This is a genomic window from Draconibacterium orientale (assembly GCF_900111425.1).
Taxonomy (GTDB): Bacteria; Bacteroidota; Bacteroidia; order Bacteroidales; family Prolixibacteraceae; genus Draconibacterium; species Draconibacterium orientale.
In genome coordinates this window covers 96,365-118,583 of the sequence record NZ_FOHT01000014.1, presented here as the reverse complement: position 1 = coordinate 118,583, position 22,219 = coordinate 96,365, and the positions used below count along the sequence as shown (strand labels likewise).

At 43.5% G+C, this 22,219-nt stretch carries 15 protein-coding genes; 8 read left to right on the top strand and 7 right to left on the bottom strand.

The annotated features are described in order from the left end of the window. The first annotated feature begins 236 nt into the window (after positions 1 to 236). The 7 genes from BMW53_RS09565 to BMW53_RS09535 all read left to right on the top strand — a co-directional run bounded on the left by BMW53_RS09565 (position 237) and on the right by BMW53_RS09535 (position 12,634). Positions 237 to 1,937, top strand: coding sequence for a hypothetical protein (locus tag BMW53_RS09565; RefSeq protein WP_038563616.1), 1,701 nt, complete (start codon positions 237 to 239; stop codon positions 1,935 to 1,937). A 116-nt stretch (positions 1,938 to 2,053) separates the two neighbouring features. Then, a complete protein-coding gene (locus tag BMW53_RS09560; protein ID WP_038563618.1) occupies positions 2,054 to 5,251 on the top strand; it encodes a SusC/RagA family TonB-linked outer membrane protein in 3,198 nt (1,065 codons plus the stop codon). Positions 5,252 to 5,382: 131 nt separating this feature from the next. After that, complete coding sequence (locus BMW53_RS09555) at positions 5,383 to 7,137, top strand: RagB/SusD family nutrient uptake outer membrane protein (protein ID WP_038554989.1); 1,755 nt, start codon at positions 5,383 to 5,385, stop codon at positions 7,135 to 7,137. 85 nt (positions 7,138 to 7,222) lie between these two features. Then, on the top strand, positions 7,223 to 8,914 hold the full coding sequence (locus BMW53_RS09550) for an arabinan endo-1,5-alpha-L-arabinosidase (RefSeq protein WP_038563622.1): 1,692 nt from the start codon (positions 7,223 to 7,225) through the stop codon (positions 8,912 to 8,914). Beyond that, on the top strand, positions 8,914 to 9,915 hold the full coding sequence (locus tag BMW53_RS09545; protein ID WP_038554991.1) for a glycoside hydrolase family 43 protein: 1,002 nt from the start codon (positions 8,914 to 8,916) through the stop codon (positions 9,913 to 9,915). Before BMW53_RS09550 ends, BMW53_RS09545 begins: the two co-directional genes overlap by 1 nt. 9 nt (positions 9,916 to 9,924) lie before the next feature. Next, positions 9,925 to 10,902, top strand: coding sequence for an arabinan endo-1,5-alpha-L-arabinosidase (locus tag BMW53_RS09540; RefSeq protein WP_038554994.1), 978 nt, complete (start codon positions 9,925 to 9,927; stop codon positions 10,900 to 10,902). Between the two features lie 199 nt (positions 10,903 to 11,101). Beyond that, complete coding sequence (locus BMW53_RS09535; protein ID WP_074780567.1) at positions 11,102 to 12,634, top strand: alpha-N-arabinofuranosidase; 1,533 nt, start codon at positions 11,102 to 11,104, stop codon at positions 12,632 to 12,634. Positions 12,635 to 12,766: 132 nt separating this feature from the next. Here the strand turns inward: BMW53_RS09535 and BMW53_RS09530 are convergent, their stop codons facing one another. Together BMW53_RS09530 and BMW53_RS09525 are read right to left on the bottom strand one after the other, a co-directional pair. After that, entirely contained in the window at positions 12,767 to 13,393 is a 627-nt protein-coding gene (locus BMW53_RS09530; RefSeq protein ID WP_038554998.1) for a transposase, read from the bottom strand. Positions 13,394 to 13,587: 194 nt separating this feature from the next. Beyond that, the gene (locus BMW53_RS09525) at positions 13,588 to 14,469 is read right to left on the bottom strand and encodes an Abi family protein (RefSeq protein WP_038555001.1); all 882 of its coding nucleotides are present in this window, start codon (positions 14,467 to 14,469) and stop codon (positions 13,588 to 13,590) included. Positions 14,470 to 15,307: 838 nt separating this feature from the next. Here BMW53_RS09525 and BMW53_RS09515 point away from each other — a divergent pair. Further along, entirely contained in the window at positions 15,308 to 16,060 is a 753-nt protein-coding gene (locus BMW53_RS09515) for a DUF6261 family protein (protein ID WP_038555006.1), read from the top strand. A gap of 77 nt (positions 16,061 to 16,137) precedes the next feature. On the opposite strand, the gene uxuA is transcribed toward BMW53_RS09515, so the two are convergent. The 5 genes from uxuA to BMW53_RS09490 all read right to left on the bottom strand — a co-directional run bounded on the left by uxuA (position 16,138) and on the right by BMW53_RS09490 (position 22,210). Beyond that, positions 16,138 to 17,388, bottom strand: coding sequence for a mannonate dehydratase (gene uxuA / locus BMW53_RS09510; protein ID WP_038563628.1), 1,251 nt, complete (start codon positions 17,386 to 17,388; stop codon positions 16,138 to 16,140). Positions 17,389 to 17,612: 224 nt separating this feature from the next. Beyond that, on the bottom strand, positions 17,613 to 18,419 hold the full coding sequence (locus BMW53_RS09505) for an SDR family oxidoreductase (RefSeq protein ID WP_038555010.1): 807 nt from the start codon (positions 18,417 to 18,419) through the stop codon (positions 17,613 to 17,615). 17 nt (positions 18,420 to 18,436) lie between these two features. After that, the gene (locus BMW53_RS09500; protein WP_038555014.1) at positions 18,437 to 19,408 is read right to left on the bottom strand and encodes a glycoside hydrolase family 43 protein; all 972 of its coding nucleotides are present in this window, start codon (positions 19,406 to 19,408) and stop codon (positions 18,437 to 18,439) included. A gap of 143 nt (positions 19,409 to 19,551) precedes the next feature. Then, positions 19,552 to 20,697, bottom strand: a complete 1,146-nt coding sequence (locus BMW53_RS09495) for an endo-1,4-beta-xylanase (RefSeq protein ID WP_038555016.1) — start codon at positions 20,695 to 20,697, stop codon at positions 19,552 to 19,554. A 58-nt stretch (positions 20,698 to 20,755) separates the two neighbouring features. Then, a complete protein-coding gene (locus BMW53_RS09490) occupies positions 20,756 to 22,210 on the bottom strand; it encodes an MFS transporter (RefSeq protein WP_038563630.1) in 1,455 nt (484 codons plus the stop codon). Between the last annotated feature and the right edge of the window lie 9 nt (positions 22,211 to 22,219).

The following is a 22,219-nucleotide window of genomic DNA, read 5'->3' as shown; positions in this document are numbered from 1 at the left end:
CCGTAATTTTACCATTCAAAATTACAAGTAAACCAATTTATTAATCATGAAAAAACTTGACTTATGCAACAAGGCTATTTCATCTACCAAAATCCATTGAAACAGTACAAACAATCTGTCAGGCGATTTTAGAAACAGGGCGATCGCCCTTATCTGGAAATTAATTCTGGATCTTATTTAAAGTATTCGAATCAGATATAACAAAAATTAGAATGAACTTAATCAAATTAAATTTTATGAAATTATCTAAACTATTAAAGTACGCATTGGGCGTAGCTGTTTTGGCAGCATTTAGCTTAGTTGGTTGCGAAGAAATGGATATTTATTCTATTGATTCACCTTCTGATCTGCAAAGCAAAATCGACTCAATTGCCGCTGCAAAAGCCAGTATTGATACGGGTGATACCACCTACATCAACATTGCAACAGCCATCGTGGGAGCAGAAGATTACACTTCCGCATGGTGGACCGCATTCTCTGATTATTTTACTATCCCAACCAACCAGTTATTGGTTTTGGAATTTATTAACCACAACGGAGGAAGCAGTAATAACTGGAATAACTGGAACCTGGGCGTAGCCAATGTAGCCGATCGCGATGCCGATAATTATTCGGAATATTTCGTTCTGCGGTCGGATGCTTACGGCTGGGGAAACGATGATTACGACGGAGCCATGATTACGCAAAACTATCCGGATACCGACGGAGATGACGACATTTGGAACGATTTCCGGGCAACTATGGACGGTGCTCACGTTACAATGGAAATCGATCACTCAGTTTCGGGCAATGTATTTGTAACCGCCACTGCCGTTGGAACAAATGGTACCGAGTTGGTACAAACCTATCAGCAACCGGTTTCGGCAACCGAAGACATTGTGGCGTTCTTAATTTCAGATGCCAGTTATTTCGAAATGAAAAATGCCTACCTGTTACCATCGAAAATAACAGTTGTTGAAGACGTTAATCCGGTTTCAATTTCGGTTTCAGGAGCTCCTGAATTTGTTGAAATCGGAAACGAAGATTTCTGGGGTAATGCTGTTGCCACGGTAACCTACGCCGACGGATCGTCAGCCGAAGTTGACACAGCAGACATTTCATTTTCGGTAATTCCGGATATGACAACTTTGGGCGAAAAAACAGTTATTCTTGCCTACAACAAATCGAAGCAAGGCGAATTAACAGCTCCGGTTACAACGTTCTACACGCTTGAGGTTACCAACTCGGTAGCAAGCTTAGAAATTACCAATTTGCCGGTTATAAGCACTTATTATTTTTATAACGACACCAGTGACATTATTTTCAACACCCGTGGTTTACAAGTAACAGCCACTTATTCCGACGGAACAACCGGAGTACTGTCAAACGACGCGTTACAGTTTGGAATGGTTCCGGCAGCCGAAGGTGATCAAAGTGTTGAAATAGCTTATGTTGGCGCAACAAGTACAGTAACTACAACCTGCCCCGTAACGCTTGTAAAAGGCATTGGCCAGGTAGGTGCTTACGATTTCTCTACCGGTTGGTGGTCGCAATTCTCTGATGATTACCCGGTGGCTTCAGGCGAAAGTAAAACACTAACCATGTATGCTTACTCAAATGGTATTAACAACTGGAACAGTCCGAGTACAATCCTGCGTAAAGCCGACATGACAGAGTACGGTGTAGTTCGTATGGACAACTTTGGATGGGGCGACGGCTATGCCACTGCAACGCTTAGCAACGACTGGAACTTCGACATTTTTGGAGCAAACATCAGCGGGTCGAGAATTGAGATAACAGTAACCAATAATGGCGACAATACGGCCGATATTCGTTACGATGTTACTTATGCAACCGGCGAAACACATTTCCAGGAATATGCAGGAATTACAGTTGACAGCTCTGATTTGAACTATGCAATTGTACTGGAAGGTTCTTATATCGTAATTGTTGAATAATCATTAAGATAAAACATAATTAAACTATGAAACGAGCACAAATAATCTTCACATTACTGAAAATGATTACGGTGCGAGTTCCATACGATACCATAATAAATAAAAAATTTAATCGTATGAAATATCTATATTTAATCCTGTTGGGACTGCTGACATTTACAACGGCAACATACGCAAAAGGCAACCACAATGCCGACCAGGTGTCTATGGCTCAACAAGACAACATAACAGTAAAAGGTACAATTGTTGACGAAAGCGGAGAACCGCTTCCGGGAGCAACTATACAACAACAAGGAACTACAAACGGAACAATTACTGATATTGATGGTAACTTCTCGCTTTCTGTTCCTGCTGACGCGACTCTTTCAATTTCGTTTATCGGATACAAAAGTATTGAAGTAGCCATTGACGGAAAAACGACACTGGGCAATATTGCATTGTTGCCTGATATGATTGGACTTGACCAGGTGGTGGTAGTAGGTTACGGTACACAACGTAAAGTTGACCTTACCGGTTCGGTAGCTGTTGTTGACGCTGAAGAGATGAAAAAAGTATCGAACTCAAACATCTCAACAATGCTTCAGGGAAAAGTTTCGGGTGTGCAAATTACATCCGACGGACAACCGGGTGCCGACCCAACAGTGCGTATTCGTGGTATTGGTTCGTTTGGAAGCACCGCACCTCTTTACGTTGTTGATGGTGTGCCAATGGGAACAACAATCCGCGATTTCTCGCCAAACGATATCGAAACACTTCAGGTTCTTAAAGATGCATCGGCAGCTGCAATTTACGGTTCGCGTGCTGCAAACGGTGTAGTAATCATCACCACTAAGCAGGGAAAAAAGAACCAGCCAATGAAAATTGATTACAAAGGTTACGTTGGTATCGACCAGGTTGAAGAAGGCGTTTACAATGTAATGGATGCCTACCAATATAGCGAATATATTAACATGGCCTTTGGTAACAGCGATATGGATGTTCCTGCCGGTTATAATACAACAAGCAGTAAATATGTTGATCCGGCACAGGTTAACACCGACTGGTTTGAAGAGGCATTTAAAACAGGTATTCGCCAAAACCACAACGTAAACATCTCTGGCGGTGGCGAAAACAATACCTACAACATTGCGCTCGACTACTACAAACAGGAAGGAACCATGGAGGGTGCAGGCCCTAACTTCGAACGTTATACTGCACGTGTTAATAACACCATGGATGTTAAATTTGTAAAAATCAAAACCAACCTGGTTTACAGCCACAGCGACCAGGATAATATGGCGCTGAGTAATGCCAACGAGTATGTACAGGGTTTATACGGGGCACAATATCCGGTAATGGCATCGGCACTGCTTACTCCACCGAGTATTAAAGCCTACGATGAATCGACCTGGGTGCTCGACGACAAAATTTCTTCAGCATCAGAATATAGTTACGACTCATACGGTTATGGTACGTATTACGACGATGTGCACGGCGACTTACGTGTAACCAACCTGTTACTTACCAATAACCTTTTGGAAAGAAACACAGTGGTTGACCGTGTTGTAGCATCGGGTTCAGCAAATGTTGATCTTATTGACATGGTTGGTGAGGTAAACGAAAACCACAAGTTGAGTTACAACCTTAACTTGTCGTACAGCAAAACCACTGCAAAAGACTTTACATTTGTTCCGGCTTTTATTCAGAGTACAACCAACTACTTATCAAAAAGCAACGAAAAACTTACACAAGGCTACCGTAGTTTTAGCGATGCATTGATTGAAAACACCTTAACTTACGATGGTACATTTGGTCGTCATCATGTTAATATGCTTGCCGGTCAAACTTTCCAGCGCGAGCTTTTCCACACACTTACAGGTACAGGTGTTAACATGCCCGAGCCTTACTTCCTGCAAGTAGGTAACGCTCAGGAAACTTCGGGATACACCCAGGAAACGGAACACGTACTGGCATCGTACATCGGTCGCGTAAACTACAATTACGACGATAAATACCTGCTTTCGGCAACCGTACGTCGCGATGGTTCAAGTCGTCTTTCTTCTGACGACCGCTGGGACTGGTTCCCATCGGTGTCGGCAGGTTGGCGTATCGAACGCGAAAACTTCTTCCCGGTTGACGAATCAATCATTAACCTGTTAAAAGTGCGCGGTAGTTATGGCGAACTGGGTAACGAAAACATTGGCGAATACCAGTATATGGATATTATGGCAAGAGGCGACTATACTTATAGTTTCAACAACGACAAGGTAACCGGTTCTGCCATTTCAAACTATGTAAACACTGCAATCCGCTGGGAGAAAAAGAAAACGGTTGACGTTGGTCTAGACCTCGGCATGTTCAACAACCAGCTGGAATTTACTTTCGACTGGTATAAATCAACATCAGAAGACCTGTTGTACAGTGTAGCTGTACCGGCCAATGCGGGCGCTACAAACGCAACAGTAACAATGAATGCGGCCACAATGGAAAACTCAGGTTTAGAGTTTCTGGCGGCCTATCACAATCGTCAACACGCGGTTAAGTTCGATCTTTCTGCCAACTTATCTACCCTCAGCAACAAGGTTACTAAACTGGGCGTTTCGGGCGAACCACGTACCGATGGCTACAGCAGAACAGAAGTTGGCCGCGAAGTGGGTTCATTTTATGGTTACGTTTACGAGGGCATTTTCCAATCGCAGGAAGAAATTGACACCCGCGTGAATTCAGAAGGCGGATACATTAACCAACCCGGTGCACAACCTGGTGATGTGGCATACGCCGACCTGAACAACGATGGCGAAATTACCAACGAAGACCAAACGTACCTGGGCAGCGGTTTACCTGATATAAACTTCGGTTTTAATGCACGTGCCGAGTGGAATGGTTTTGATTTGAGTATTTCAACACATGGTGCTGCAGGATTTAAAGCAGTAGACTTTGTTGGTGTTACTTTAAGCAGCTCGTATGGCATGCTGAATAAAACAACCGACCTGCTGAATGCCTGGACACCGGAGAATACAAATACCAATGTTCCTCGCGTGGCTTACAAATCAACAGGTTCAATTACCAACGATATGTTTAGTCAGCGTTTTATTCAAGATGCATCGTACCTGAAAATTGCAAATATCGAATTGGGTTACAACTTCCCCGACCAATGGTTTGGTGGTTATATTCAGAATGTGCGTATGTACGTTTCGGCACAGAATATTGCAACAATTACGAAATACGAAGGTTACAACGTAGATTTTGCCGGTGGTACATTTACTCCGGGTTACAACTACGCATCGTATCCAACACCACAAACTGTAATGTTTGGAGTACACTTGTCATTCTAATAATCAAATCAATAAAAGGATATCAAAATGAAACGAGCATGAGTCTGCCAGCTGGCGGATCACACATAAGCGAATCAGTAAAATCATGCGAGTTTCGTCTTATACCTTAGAAAACGAACAATTTTAATAAGATGAAAAACATATATAAAATTCTAATAGTATTGGCACTCGTTGGAGGCTTTGCTTCCTGTAACGATGAACTGGAGATTACAAATCCGAATAACCAAACTACTTTTGATTTTGGTGATTCAGAATCTGAACTTCAGGAAGCTATTATTGCGTGTTACAACCGCATACGCCTTGAAGGAACATTTGCCCGCGTTGGTTACACCATGGATGCCGTACGTGGCGACGAGGTATGGAACTCTTCCCAACAGTGGTATTTAGAAGCCGACAACCTGAATGGCCCGGCAACATTCTTTATGGCAGAATGGCCATGGCGCGATTTGTACCATGTGGTAAACCGCACCAACTTTGTATTATCGAAAGTTGACGATGTTGACCTATCGCAGGATGCGTATAACCAAATTGCCGGACAAGCTTTGTTCCTGCGCTCTTTGGCCTACTATCAACTGACTACCTATTACCAAACGGTTCCGTTGATTACTGATTATGCATCGTATGCCGACATTAACACCATGTATGCATCAAATAATACGCAAGACGAAGTGTTGGATCAAATTGAAGCCGACCTCACTTCAGCCATGCAAATGTTGCCATCGCGCGACGAAGGTGGCGAATGGGCCGGAGGTCGTGCAACATGCGGTGCTGCAGCCGGATATTTGGCGCGCACCTTAATGTTCCGTCATAAGTTTGAAGAAGCTTATTCGGTACTGAAAGACATTATTGCCGGTAAATACGGAACGTATGCGCTTACTGCCGATTTTGGCGACAACTTCAGAGAAGACACAGAAAACAACTCGGAAAGTCTTTTCGAAGTTCAGTTTTTAGACTACGGAACAGGCGGCGTTGACGAAGAATGGACTCCGGTAAATATTAGCTCCGAAGCCACTCAGGGACATGCCGTTGAAAGCAACTATGCTTCGCAGGAATTGGGTAGCTGGGGCGACCTTGCAGGTTCTCCATGGTTGTACAACCTGTATAAAAAAGAGAACAGTACCGATGGTCGTTTAGATCCTCGACTGTATTGGACACTGGTAACCTTCGAACCTGAATATGGTACTTACACCGGACTGAAAACAGCAGCTTACCCTGATGGCGATCCACGCAGTAACACGATTTACCAGCAGGAGATTACAAAAACACCGTTATCGAACAATGCACAGGGAGGTATTTCAATCGCCAAATTCACCAACGCGCGAAACAATATTTATGAATCGATTACCAATGGATTGCATTGTGGGGTAAACATTCGGCTTATGCGTTACAGCGATGTGCTGCTGCGTGCAGCCGAGTGCGAAAACGAAATTAATGGCCCAACACAAACGGCTATCGATTACATAAACGAAGTACGTCGCCGTGTAGCGCTCGAAGATCTTAAGCTTTCTGATTTCCCGTCGGCTGATGCACTTTTCGAACAAATTGCAAATGTTGAACGTCCGAAAGAGTTTGGTTGCGAAAACGGACGTGGTATCGACCTGCTGCGCTGGGGATTCTTTTACGATGCTGATCGGTTAAACCAGATAACCGAACATGCGTATTATGTGCTCGACGGCACAGCCAATACCGATGAGCTTACTGCTGAAACTGCAAGCGCTTCATCGTTTCAGTACTTCTACAAGGGACATGAGTATTTCCCGATTTATCAGAACACGCTAAATGCCAACCCTAACCTTGTAGGAAACTCGGCAAACAAAAACGAAGATAACGGACCTGCCTTCTTTGAAAAAGGTTACACGGTTCGTCCTGTGGTAGATCTCGACTAAGAACTGATCTCAAAAACAGACTTCCTTGTCAACGCATTTTTTGGATGTTGACGAGGAAATTTTTTCAACTGAAAACATTTTATATATGAGACTAAAGTACATACTGATTATCATTATTAGCCTGTTTGCTCTCTCGTTTGCAGGATGTAGCGATGACGGCCTGGAACCAACCGGCATTACAACCAAACCCGATGAACCGGACGAGGAGCCGGATACCCATCCCGATTTCACTATTCCAACATATCCCGACGATTATTCTGCAATAGCATCGTGGGATAAGCGCGACGAGTGGAACCTGGCGAACGTGCACGACCCGTCGGTTGCCTACTACAACGGCTATTACTATATGTATGCCACCGATGCATCGTATGGTAATGCGCACGAAGGGCACGGACATTTTCAGGGAAAACGTTCAAGCGATTTGGTAAACTGGGACTGGGTAGGCGGACCTTTCTATGAAGCTCCTTCATGGGTTGCCGACTCGCTCAACGCCATCCGTTCGCGCATGAATCTCGCTCCTATTGCCAACGATGACATCGTTTACGGTTACTGGGCACCGGTAGTGCGCCGCGTAAATGTTGGCGGACAAGAAAAATTGCGTATGTACTACAGCATCGTTATCCAGAACTATATTAAAACAGGTAATCCCACATCTGATGCTTTCGACGGAAGCTGGACAGAACGCGCCTTTATTGGTATGTGCGAATCAACCGATCCGGCCGGGGCAGTGTGGGAAGACAAGGGTTTTGTTACAACATCATCATCCGACCGGGGACTCAACTACAGCCGTGCCAACACCAACGACTGGAGTGGCTACTTTTACTACAATGCCATCGACCCAACGTACATTGTTTCGCCCGAAGGCGACCATTACCTCATACATGGTTCGTGGCACAGTGGTTTTGCACTTTTGCAAGTCGATCCAACAAGCGGTAAGCCGCTCAATACGCTGGGAAATCCCTGGGCCGATAATGCTGCAGAGCTTACAGCCCGTTATGGCGTAAGAATTGGAACACGTACAGCCGGATCGCGCTGGCAAGGTAGTGAAGCACCCGAAGTAATATACAAAGATGGTTACTACTACCTGTTTTTGGCCTACGACGGGCTTGATGTACCTTACAACACCCGAGTGGTTCGAAGTACAAATATCGAAGGTCCGTACCTCGATATTAACGGACGTAATTTTACAAACGGCGATGGAGACACCTACCCCATCGTTACACATCCGTATAAATTCAATTTAAGCTACGGATGGGTGGGAATTGCCCACTGCTGCGTTTTCCAAAAGGAAAATACCGATGAGTGGTTTTACATGTCGCAGGGACGATTGCCTGCAAACGTTGGTGGCAATGCCTACTCCAATGCCATAATGATGGGTCATGTGCGCCGAATTGTTTGGTGCCCGGCTTCGGCCAGCGAACCCGATAACTTGTGGCCCATTGCCTTGCCCGAACGATATGCCGGTGTTCCTGATGATTACGGTGCAATTACCGAAAACGAGCTGGTAGGAACCTGGGAGCACATAAACCTGAGCTACAGCTATGCCCAGCAAAATACAGCCACAGCATTAACCCTAAATGCCAACGGAACAATGGAAGGAGCCCTGACAGGAAACTGGAGCTACGACGAAACGAAAAAGCAACTTACGCTGGGCAACGTAATTGTTTGCGTTGAACGCGAAGTGGACTGGGAAGCCTCACCGCGCCAGGTGACATTGGTTTATGCCGGAACCGAAAAAAATCTTAATGCCACCTATTGGGGAAAAAAGTCTGAATAATGAAATTATTAGCATACCTATTTACAGCTTGCCTTTTAGGTTCAGTTCTTTGGAATTGCACTTCGGGAAAAAAGGATGAAAAAACACAAGTTGCGAGCCATACTTCCATAAAGGAAGTGAAAATAAATAATCCCATTATTACAGATAAATTCACGGCCGATCCGGCAGCACTGGTACATAACGATACCGTTTATCTTTATGCAGGTCACGACGAAGCACCTGACGATTTCAATTTTTACCGCATGAACGAATGGTTGGTGTATTCTTCTACCGACATGGTAAACTGGAAAGAACACCCGGTCCCACTGAAAACCACAGATTTTGAGTGGGCAAAAGGCGATGCGTGGGCAGCTCAGGTAATCGAGCGTAATGGAAAATTTTACTGGTATGTAACCGTTGAACACGGAAGTATTCCGGGGAAAGCAATTGGCGTTGCTGTAGCCGACAGTCCTGTTGGCCCGTTTAAAGATGCTTTGGGAAAAGCACTGATAACAAACGACATGACCACTGACAAAACAGCAATCACCTGGGACGACATTGACCCGACTGTTTATATCGACGACGATGGCCAGGCCTACCTCTATTGGGGAAATACGGCTTGCTACTGGGCAAAAATTAAAGACAATATGATGGAGCTTGACGGAGAAATTCATACGGTGGATTTACCGAATTTTACCGAAGCTCCATGGATTCATAAACGTGGCGACTGGTATTACCTGTCATACGCCTATCAATTTCCCGAGAAAACAGCCTATGCCATGAGCAAGTCGATTACAGGCCCGTGGGAATACAAAGGCATTTTAAACGAATTGGCCGGCAATTCAAATACAAATCATCAGGCTATTATCGAATTTAACGATCAGTGGTATTTTATTTATCACACCGGAGGTATTCAGCCCAACGGCGGAAGTTTTCGCCGGTCGGTTTGTATCGACGAACTCCACTATAACCCGGATGGTACAATGAAACGGGTAATTATGACATCTGAAGGAATTCAATAATCAAATAAAATGAAGCAATCAATTCTCATCATAATAGTTCTGCTCCTTTTTTCAGGAAAGACATTTTCTCAAATATTCGTTCACGATCCGGTTATAACTCAACAGAACGATAACTACTATTTGTTTTGCACAGGATTGGGAATAACGATTTGGTCGTCGCCGGATATGAAAAACTGGACAAAGGAAGGCCGCGTTTTTCAGGAAACCCCACAATGGGTTTCGGAAACCCTCGACGACTTTGCCGGGCACATGTGGGCACCCGATATTATCTACAATAATGGCCGCTATTATTTATACTATTCAGTTTCGGCATTTGGTAAAAACACCTCGTGTATCGGTGTCGCTACCAACAGCACACTCAACCCCCAGGATGCGGATTATGAGTGGATTGATCACGGAATAGTTGTTCAATCGGTACCGGGAAGAGATGACTGGAATGCCATCGATCCGGCCATTGCTTTTGATGACGACGGGCAACCATGGATGTCGTTTGGTTCGTTCTGGGATGGACTAAAACTGGTAAAACTTAACGACGATCTGAAATCGATTGCCGAACCACAGGAATGGCACACCATTGCCAAACGCGAAAGAAGCTTCGATATTGATGAAACAGACGCAGGTGATGGCGCTCTTGAAGCCCCGTTTATCTTCAAAAAGAATGGATATTATTACCTGTTTGTATCGTTTGATTATTGTTGCCGCGGGGCCGAGAGTACTTATAAAATTATGGTTGGCCGGGCTAAAAATATCAATGGCCCCTATTTCGACAAACAAGGAAAATCGATGCTTGCAGGTGGAGGCTCGCTGGTTTTGAAAGGCAATGAAAACTGGCATGCCATCGGGCACAATGCCGCTTATACTTTTAATGGAAAAGACTATCTGGTGTGCCATGGCTACGATGCGCACGACAATGCCCGACAAAAACTGATTATTAGGGAAATAAAGTGGAATGAAAACGACTGGCCTGTTGTTGATATAACGAAATAACAATTTACAGGGAAGCGCCGGCTGCATTTACCCGCAGAAATTATCCGTTCCGTAATTTGTCCATTACTTCTGAAAAGCATCTTGAGTTCGTGGAAATCTTTACCGGAAAAGGCTAATTTAGCACTTTCGTTTTAAGGGCTTCTGCCCATCCGAAACAGAGTAAAAATCACAGTAAAAACCTATTAAAAATAATTGAATCATGTTAAAATTAAAACTTACGCTATCTGCTTTTCTGCTGTTGGCGGTTTCGGTGTCGTTTGCACAAAGCACACTGACGCTGCACACTGATCAGGCAGAAACAAAAATCAACAAAGAAATTTACGGACACTTTGCCGAGCACCTTGGCCGCTGTATTTACGGTGGTATTTACGTTGGAGAGAATTCCGACATCTCCAACACCCGTGGTTTCCGCGACGATGTAATTGTTGCACTTCAGGAAATGGATATTCCGGTGCTGCGCTGGCCCGGAGGATGTTTTGGAGATACCTACCACTGGAAAGATGGAATTGGCCCAAAAGACGAACGCCCATCGATGGTAAATATTCACTGGGGCGGAGTTACCGAAGACAACAGCTTTGGAACACACGAATTCCTCGATTTTTGTGAAATTATAGGTGCCGAACCTTACATCAATATCAATGTGGGATCGGGAACTGTTCGGGAAGCTTCGGAGTGGGTTGAGTACGTTACTTCATCAAACGTTAGCCCAATGACCGACTTGCGTAAAAAGAACGGCCGCGAAGAGCCCTGGGATGTAAAATACTGGGGAATTGGCAACGAAAACTGGGGATGTGGAGGAAACATGACCCCGGAATATTATGCTGATCTATACAACCGTTTTGCCAGCTACTGTGGTGGTGCCCAATATAAAATTGCCGGTGGTCCGAACGTTGCCGATTATAACTGGATGGAAGTACTGATGCAAAAAACCATGCGCCACCCGCACCTGGTTCAGGGAGTTTCGTTACACGCCTACACCTTTACAACTGCCTGGGAAGATAAAGGACATGCGACCGATTTTGGCGAAAAAGAGTGGATTTCGGTGCTGAATAACACGCTGAATATGGAAACGCTGGTTAACCGTCATTCAACCATTATGGACAAGTACGATCCGGCCAAACGTGTTGGTTTAATCGTTGACGAGTGGGGTAACTGGTTTAATGTGGAAGAAGGTACGAACCCGGGATTCCTGTACCAGCAAAATACCTTGCGCGATGCATTGGTAGCCGGTATCAACCTGAATATTTTTAACAACCATGCCGACCGTGTGAAGATGAGTAACATTGCACAAACGGTTAACGTTTTGCAATCGGTTATTCTTACCAAAGAAGATGAAATGGTGCTGACACCAACTTACTACGTATTTAAAATGTACAGCGTTCACCAGGATGCAACACTGATTCCTGCGAACCTGAAAACCGACAAATATGAACTCGACGGAAAATCAGTTCCTACGGTTCACGCTTCGGCTTCAACAAAAAACGGTGTGGTTTCAATTACCATGTGTAACCTCAATCCAAACAAAAGCGAAACAATTGAAATTGAAATAACCGGAAATGATTTTGCTTCGGCAAACGGACAGATCATCACTTCAGACAAAATGAATAACTACAATGATTTTGGAAAGCAGGAAACAGTAAGCTTAAAAGACTTTGAGGTTGCCAAACCCAAAAACGGCAAATTAACCGTTGAGCTACCATCAAAATCAGTTGTTTTGGTACAATTGCAATAAGCCATTATCGTTTTACAAAATAGAAAAGGAAGCCGTTTGGGTTCCTTTTTTTTTGTGCATTTCAGAACGCGATTGAATCGCGCACCAGCAGTGAATCGGTTAAAAATTGTAGAAATGCCCTACTGGAGGTTTCTACAATTTTCGATATCTGTCTTCCTTCCATTTTTCAGGATTTGATCGTATATAATTGCAAATGCGTTTAAACGATTCATTGTTTCGGATAATGAGTTCGTGATACCGCGATTGCCAGGCAAATTCCGGGTTTATTTTTCGGGCACGGGTTGTTATCCCAATTTTGAAACCACGTATTATTGATGCCAGATTTTTACGTTGCGGCCCAAATTGATTGGTCGGTGGCGGTGGCGTTGGTGGTGGTGGTAGAGACGCAATGTATTGCGTCTCTGCGTGGCGATCACCGGCATCCCTGCCGTCCACATCGTTTTTATTGCCGCCATCATCGCCATCAATATTATATTGGTTTTTACCAATTATAATTATGGCATGAAAATGATTGGGCATAATAATATATTCCCCCATGGTTAAATTCATATCAGGGCGCAAATCAAATGTTTTTAACCATTCGGTTTCGGCAATTTCCCCAATTGCCGATAATTGCATTTTCCCATCCACAACATCGCCAAAATAATGTTCCCTACCCTGCGTGCAAATGGTAACAAAATAGGCCGCGTTGCGCCCATAATCCCAATTATGCAAACGGGCCGACGAAATGCGGTATTTATTTCTGAATTTGTTGGGCATGGTGTTTTGAATATCAGAATGAAATGCGACAGAATCGCTTAATAGCGTTACGCTATCTTTGCAAGATAAGCATATACAAACGAAAAAACCCGGGGCGAACCCGGGTTTATTAGAATATTTTTAAGTGCAGAAACTAAAGCGATAATCGAATAGCAGTGCACTGCGGTACAAAGTTAAAAATTTTACCATCAAAATCAAATATTGTCTTCATAATTGTAATTGATCTTCTCGCTAATAATTGATTGAAGTGCAGGATTATCAGCATAGTCTCCAAACAGTTGTTTGATCGAGTTCTTAAGGTCTAGCTGCCTGTTCTTCGAAATATTTCCTAGAAAATAGGAGATTACGCGAATACAAGAATCAAGTGAACTTCTGTCTCTATTATTAAAAGGAATAGAAGGAATAACAGCCATACCTCGTGGTCTCCGGTAATCATACAAAACATCACCATGCGCACAGCTATTTCGAATATCGATTATGACCTTAAACAAATTATAAAATTTATCCAAGCTCACCACTCCAAATTCATTTGCAATTTGTTCTTTAAGTTCCTGGTTTCGTATGTTACGGTAAATATTAAATACGATACCAAACGTAAGAAATTCCAAAGTTTTCCATGCAGGCGCATATTTATCATTAATATGATTCAAATGATGCTCTTTAATTGGCTTGTTATTTTTTATAAACTGTTGGTTATAATTCCGGTCTACAAAGTCTATAACCTCTTTATTAACTATTGCCGGATCGGCAAACCAGGTTGGCGATTCTTTATAATAATTCGAAACATAGTATATCACTTTTGTTCGAAAATTTATTTCAATCCTATTGGTATATTTAATCAGTAAAATCCGTAAATCGGTGTCCAAATAATAAAGTTTTATGACGTCTGAAAACTTTGTTCCTTCAACAAATTCATGGTCTGAGTTTTTTTGAAACGGATACCAGTAGAATCCTAAACGGTAATACCCAATATCCAGCAAGTGCTCAGTTATCTTTGCTTCAGGCAAATCCAGGGTCATTCCGCGCTCCTGTAAAAGAGCTATTTGTGTAGCTGTGTCGGTGGCAATGTTTCCCATATGTCAATCATTTAGTTCTTATTTTCTCTTTTTCTTCCCTTTCTTTAGCAGCAGCGCAGTGTATTCGTTATATAATTCAAAAAGGAATTCGACACAACTACTGAAGAGACAGTTTTAGTGCCCGGTCTTTCACGTCGTTCTGGCTTAGAGCCATTGGGTAATCGTTCTGTTTTTTACGAAGCCCTAATGTAGCAAAAAATGAGGAAATATTTTATTGTTAATAGAATGTGGTGGTGGCAGCCCCTGTGCCTTGCTGCCGGCGGCTTTCCGAAAACCAAACAACCTCCACACCCTTGTAACTCACTGATTACAGGCTTCCTGCAGCCGTGTAATTGGCCAGCAAACTTGTTGGCTGGCTTGTTGCAGCGCTGCGGCAGGCAAAAAATTTTGCTGAGACCCTTCCTGCAGCCGTGTAACATGCCTCCAATTTTTTTTAGACCCCTGCCGCAGCCATGTAACTGCAAATAATTTTTGTGGCACTCCCCTCGCAGTTTTGTAACAGGCAAGAAATTTTTCTGAGACCCCCCTCGCAGTTTTGTAACAGGCTAAAAATTTTTCTGAGATCGGTGTAACACAGCTGCAGCAAGCCAGCCATTTTTTTTGCTTGCACACCGGAATAGTATTAAGTGGTAAATTCCGGGATCAATCAGATGCGATTAAAATGCGGCATCGGTAAGAATGCTGAATAACATAATTACCGGCATTGACTTTGGTAAACATTTGCTCTAATTTTATTAAACAAAAAATAAAACGCTCGATCAGCCAAACGCTTATCACAAAAACAAAAAAATTAAATAACCTTTCAAAAACAACTTTTGTAATCCTTAAAAAAACTATCATGAAAAAAATTCTAAATCTTTTCTTGTATAAACTCCGTAACGGAGAATACTTCCAGTTTATGAGCGACTTTAAAGGTTTGCTCGTAGCGCTTACACCGGCAGCCATACATTCGGAGGCCGAATTTGCCGAATTCGATGCCCGGCTAACGAAGCTCGACGATGAGTTGCGCGTAGATCAGGGCAGCGTACTAACCGAACAACTACAAAGTATAGATCAGGCCAGAGATAATATTTGGCGCGCTATAGATATGCGCATTAATGCTACCATGTTGTGCGGCATTTACCAAGAAGTTGAGGCCGCCAAACTCCTGCGACGCTTGTTCGATTTATATGGCGATGTTCGCAGGGTAACCTACAACGAAGAAACAGCAGGTCTTACCAATTTAATTGGCGATTTAACAAAGCCGGAAAATACCGACATTGTTACCGCCTGCCAACTCGATACCTGGGTTAACCACTTAAAACAAGCAAACATTGCTTTTAAAGCTAAACAAAACGAGCGCGACACCGTATTGGCCAACAAAAACAGCGGCAATGCCAAGGCTGTTCGTCTTGAAATTGATCCGTTGTACGAACTATTGGTTGAGCGGGTAAATGCTTTGGTGAGTTTGAATATGCAAACTCCCGAAATTGAGAATTTCATAAAAGAGCTAAACCAGAAAATTAAAACTTTCGAGAATACGATTGCTATTCGCGAAGGCCGAAGAGACAGTGGCGAGGAAAATGAAACTCCTGCTCCCAACGACGAATAATTAATAATATTTACAAATTTTGTTTTAAAGGTTCACAAAAGCATCCATCCTGCGGGTTGGGTGCTTTTTTATTCCGATTACCTGCTTATTGTTTGGGCAGAAATATAATTGGGTTCCCCTTCATCCACCAGCATAAATTCAATTCCGTGCATTAGGCCGTCAAGCTCGGCAAGCCCTTTTAAACGGCCAATTAGCGGGTATCCGGGATTGTAATCGTATTTATAATCGTCCATAATACGTATGCCGTGGTCGGGGCGTACCGGCATTTTCACATCGCTTCTGCCTGCTTGTATCCGGCGTTTCTGTTCTTTTAGCAGGGCATACATTATTTTCATCATATTCTGCGAACCGCTTAAATGCCCCGATTCGTAAAAACTGCCATCATCAAGCAGCAGGGTATTTCGCAAGTGCACAAAATGAATGCGTTCGCGGGTTTTCTCAATCACTTCCAGCAAGTCGTTTTCTTTTCGTGCCGAGAGCGATCCGGCGCAAAAAGTTACCCCATTGTTGGGCGAAGCATTGGCTTTAAAAAGCCATTCGTAGTCATCCAGTTGGCCAATAATTCGCGGCAATCCCAATACCGGAAACGGTGGATCGTCGGGGTGAATGGCCAGTTTCACACCGGCTTCTTCGGCCACCGGAATTACATCGTCGAGAAAAGCTTTTAAATAATTACGCAGCTGTTCTTTCCCAATGTTTTTGTAACGGTCGATAAACTCCAGGAAAAGGCTTTTTGGATCGGCCACCGAACCATCAATCACACCATCGATAAATCCCTGTGTAACCACGATAATATTGTAGGCCAGCTCATCGGCTTGCTGTTCCGTCATTTTTTCGAAAACCGCTTTGGCCTTTTCAACAATTTCGGCAGGATAATCCGTTTCGGCACCCGGGCGTTTCAGAATAAAAACATCGAAGGCTACAAAAGTGGGAAAATCAAAGTACATTGATTCGCCGCCATTTTTTAGTTTGAAATGCAAATCGGTACGTGCCCAATCCAAAACCGGCATAAAATTGTAGCAAATGGTATCGATACCACACTGCCCAAGGTTGCGCACCGATTGCTGGTAGTTGGCAATCAGACGTTCGCGGTCGTTCGAGCAGATTTTTATGCCCTCCGAAACCGGAAGGCTCTCCACAACACTCCAACGCATGCCTCGTTTTTCAATGGCTGTTTTTACCTTTAAAATTTCTTCAACCGGCCAAACTTCTCCATTTGGAATATGATGCAGGGCGGTAACCACTCCTTCCACACCCATTTGCTGCAAATCATCAAGTGTCACCAAATCTTTCTCACCAAACCAACGCCACGTTTTTTCTAAAGCCATTATTCTTCTATTTACTTTTTGTATTACCACCGAGACTGAAAAAATAGTTCTCGCAAATTACACTGATTTACGCCGATAGTTAGCTTAATGTTTAATTGCATCGACGAAATCTGCGCGTAACGTTCAACACCTCAAAAATAACGAAAGTGGCTATACCTAAAACAGGTACACCACTTTCGTTTTATTGATTACTTAAACAAATTAAATTGGATCGGGTTCAATTTTTACACACCGCTAAACGAGCTAAAACCACCATCAACAGGGAGAATTACACCTGTTATGAACGATGCTGCATCGGAGCATAAAAACTGCACTGCGCCATTCAGTTCTTTTATGTCGCCGAAGCGCCCCATTGGTGTACGGGCCAGTACTTTTTTACTGCGCTCGGTGTACGATCCGTCGGGGTTGATCAGCACATTCCGGTTCTGATCGCCAATAAAGAAGCCCGGAGCAATAGCATTCACACGAATCTTTTCGCTGAATTTAGTGGCCATTTCCATAGCCATCCACTGGGTAAAAATGTTAATCGCCGTTTTGGCGGTTGAATAACCCAAAACCCTGGTTATGGCCGAGTAAGTAGCCATCGACGAAATGGTAATAATACTTCCTTCGCCGCGTTTTGCCATGGCTTCGCCAAACACCAGACTTGGATAAACTGTTCCATTCATATTCAAATCGTTTACTCGCTCAAAGTCCTCGATTTTCATATCAAAAACAGTTTGTTCCTCGGTTAGTGTAGCGCCTGGAAGATTTCCTCCGGCCGCATTGATCAGAATGTCAATCTGCCCCCATTTTTCAAGAATTGTATCGCGGGTTTGTTTCAGTTCATTCATTTCCAAAACACTCGATACAAAACCAATGGCCTCGCCACCAATTTGTTTCAGTTCTTCAACCCGGTTATTTACATTCTCTTCGCGAATATCGAGAACGGCCACTTTAACACCAGCCTCAATTAAACTGCGGGCGATACTTCCTCCCAAAACGCCACCACCTCCGGTTACTATGGCAACCTTATCTTTTAAACTAAACATTTGTATTCTTATAAAATTTATTCTGCTGTGCCTTCAATTGTAATAATTTTTCCATCGGCATCGTACTCCAGCTCCACAACTTTCATACTGCGCAGCCAGGTTTTGCCATTTGAAGGTACACAATCGTGATGGAAAAGGTACCATTTGCCCTTAAATTCAACAATTGAATGGTGTGTTGTCCAGCCCACAACCGGTGTTAAAATTACGCCCTGGTAAGTAAACGGGCCATAAGGATTGTCGCCAACAGCGTAGCACAGTTTGTGCGTGTTTCCGGTTGAATACGAGAAGTAATATTTGCCGTTGTATTTGTGCATCCACGAAGCTTCGAAAAAACGTCGGTCGTGATCGCCGGCTTTTATTGGCTCACCCTTTTCATCCAGGATAACCAAAGCTTTTGGCTCTTCGCCAAACTCCAGCATATCGTCGCTTAGTTTAGCCACACGAGCCGGTATTGCCTGCTCATCGTCGGCAGGTTCGTGGCCACATTCAATGGCTTTGTTATCGCGGTAACGTTGCAGCTGGCCGCCCCACAAACCACCAAAGTACATGTAATGGCTGCCATCTTCGTCCTCAAAAACACAAGGATCGATAGAGTAACTTCCTTTCATTGGCGCCTCCTGCGGCACAAATGGTCCTTCGGGTTTATCGCTGATAGCTACACCAATACGGAAAATATCGGTTTGGTCTTTCAACGGGAAGTAGAGGTAGTATTTTCCGTTTTTAAAGGCACAGTCGCTGTCCCACAACTGGCGTCCGGCCCAGGGAATATCTTTTACATCCAACACATTTCCGTGGTCGGTTACCTCTCCGTCAATATCGTCCATTGAAAAAACGTGGTAGTCACGCATATCAAAATGATCGCCGTTGTCATTTTCCGGAATGCCCGATTCTACATCGTGCGAGGGATAAATGTAAATTTTTCCGTTAAAAACATGTGCTGCCGGATCGGCCGTATAAAGGTCGTCAACAAGGTATCGTGCTTTTTTCATTTTCAATAAATTTTTCTTACTGGTTCTTCCGTTTTCTTCGTCTTAATTTAAGCAAATTTTCCGGGAGCTGCACAAATGTGCATCTCCCGGAGAAACTAACTAACTAACTAACTAACTAACTAACTAACTAACTAACTAATATTTTATTTACCAGCTTTGTTTGCTTCTTCAATTAACTTTGCGACAATGCTTTTTGGCTCGTAGTTTCTGTCGAACAACAGAGGATAATCTACACGTCCGCGAATTGGGAAATTATTTTTCCAAGAGGTAGCATCAGAAACCCCCCACAAGGTTACGCGGGTAACTGCATCGGAATGTTTCAAAAACAGGCGGAAGAAATCGAGCATACGTTCGTCCCACTCGTTCATTTTTTCTACCGGAACACCGTCGGTATAAGGATTCAGGCTTTGCTGATATTCGAAGCTGGTAGCAATATCTGCGCCAACATCCCTGCTACGGTTTGGCAAAATCGACATATCCAATTCGGTAATCATCACTTTCATTCCTTCGTTGGCATAGGCTACAATTGCTGCCTCATAGTCCTCCAGCGAAGGGCTGTCCATTCCGATGTGCCCCTGCATACCAATGCCGTCGATACGAATTCCATCGGCTTTTAAATCGCGCACCATCTGAACGATTGCATCGCGTTTTCCGGGATACCATTCGTTGTAGTCGTTATAGTACAATTCGGCATCAGGATCGGCTTCGTGAGCAAACTGGAAAGCCAGCTTAATAAAGTCGTCGCCAACAATTTGAAGGAATTTGCTGTTACGCATGCTACCATCTTCCATAATAGCCTCGTTAACAACATCCCAGCCTTTAATTTTACCTTTGTAACGGCCAACAACGGTGTAAATGTGTTCTTTCATGCGCTCGATCATCACTTCACGCGAAACATCATTTCCTTCATTGTCGGTAAAAAACCAGCGTGGTGCCTGCGAATGCCAGATTAAACAATGGCCGGTTATAAATTTATCGTTTTCAACACCAAATTCTACAAACTGATCGGGCAATTCAAAGTTGTATTCGCCTTCGCTTGGATGAATTGGTCCGCTTTTCATACAGTTTTCGGCAACAATTGCCTGAAACTGATTTTTTATTACCTCAACTCCGGCTGAATCTCTACCGGTAATTTGCCATTCGTTTAAAGCTGTTCCAATATGAAATTTACCGGCAAAAGCTTCTTTTAATGTTGGTGTTTTCTGCGACCGTGTTGTTGTTCCGCTGTTACACGACATTAAAATGCCAGCAAGTAGCATAATCAAAACAAATCGATTCCTGTTTCTCATTTTTATGGTATTTATGGTTTAAAATATTCTTTTCATCCGAAGACTTCGGCGTACATTATTATTGTCTTCTTTCAATTAAATCTTTCTGAATCAGTACTTCTTTACTTTTATTGATTTCGTAGAAGAACAGCAAAGCAACTCCAATTAAAAACGGAATTGACGGGTAAATACTAACCAGCATTTTTGCTCCCTGAGCTACACTTTCGGGCTGAATCAGTTCCTGGCCGGCTGCCACAGCATCTTTCGATACGTAGCCGTACAAACCCAAAATCCATGTAACAATTGCGCCACCAATAGCCAATCCGGCCTTTAGGCCCACCATCATTGCCGAAAAGATTATTGCTGTTGCACGGCGGTTGTTAACCCACTCCGAGAAATCGGCAACATCGGCAATCATTGCCCAAAGAATTGGCGTTGTTACACCGTAGAAAAACATATGCAATGCCTGCGCTAAAAACATCAGGCGAACATCTTCGGGATTGTAAAAAATGAAGGATATAATAAACAGGGTAGCGATAAACAATGTTGTTCCGAACACATCGCGTTTTCCGAATTTGTTGGCCAGCTTACTGGAAACGGCGATACCAATCATCGAACAAATGATTCCTCCGGCATTGAATAATCCAAAGCCTGCTGATGCTACATCCGACTCAAAAAAGTTCATGCCTACAGCAGCAAGCGAATCTAAAATTGGCTGAATAAAACTTTTCAGCGTGGCTTCATCAACGTAATTATTAAAATAGTAAACGTACGATCCGCCTTTCATAGCCAGTGTAACAAATACCAGAATTGTTAGCGTTAACATGATGATCCATGGACGGTTTTTGAATAAATCGCTTAAATCGTCTTTTAAACTCGATTCCTGTTCCGGGCGAGGAATTACACGTTCTTTGGTGGTAAGAAAAGTGATCAGCAACAGAACGGTACCGATAATAGCCATCCAGGTCATTACCGATTCAATGCCGGCAGCTTTATCGCCTTTTCCCACATGCAAAATGATGGGCAGCATAAACACCTGCACAAAAAACTGCGCAAACATTACTGCCGCAAAACGGTACGACGACAGGCTGTTTCGCTCCGACATATCGGCGGTTAGCACGCCACTCAGTGCCGAATAAGGCAGGTTACTTGCCGCATAAGCCAGCAGTAATAGCGTGTAAGTTCCGGCGGCATAAATCAGTTTTCCCTTGTACGAAAAATCGGGTGTTGTAAAAGCCAGCAAGGCAATTACGCCCAGCGGAATAGCGGTAAACAAAATCCAGGGGCGAAATTTTCCCCATCGTGAGCGTGTTCGGTCGGCCAAAGCGCCAATAATCGGGTTAAAAGCAAAGGCTGCCACCAGTCCTACCACCAGCATAATTACTGATGCGTGTTCGTTTTGCAGTCCATAAATATCGGTATAGAAAAAAGCAAGGAAAGTAACCAGGGTTTGAAACACGAGGTTGGCAGCGAGGTCGCCAAGGCTGTATCCTATTTTTTCCAGTACAGAAACTTTCTGTGAAGTAGTTTTCATTTGATTTTT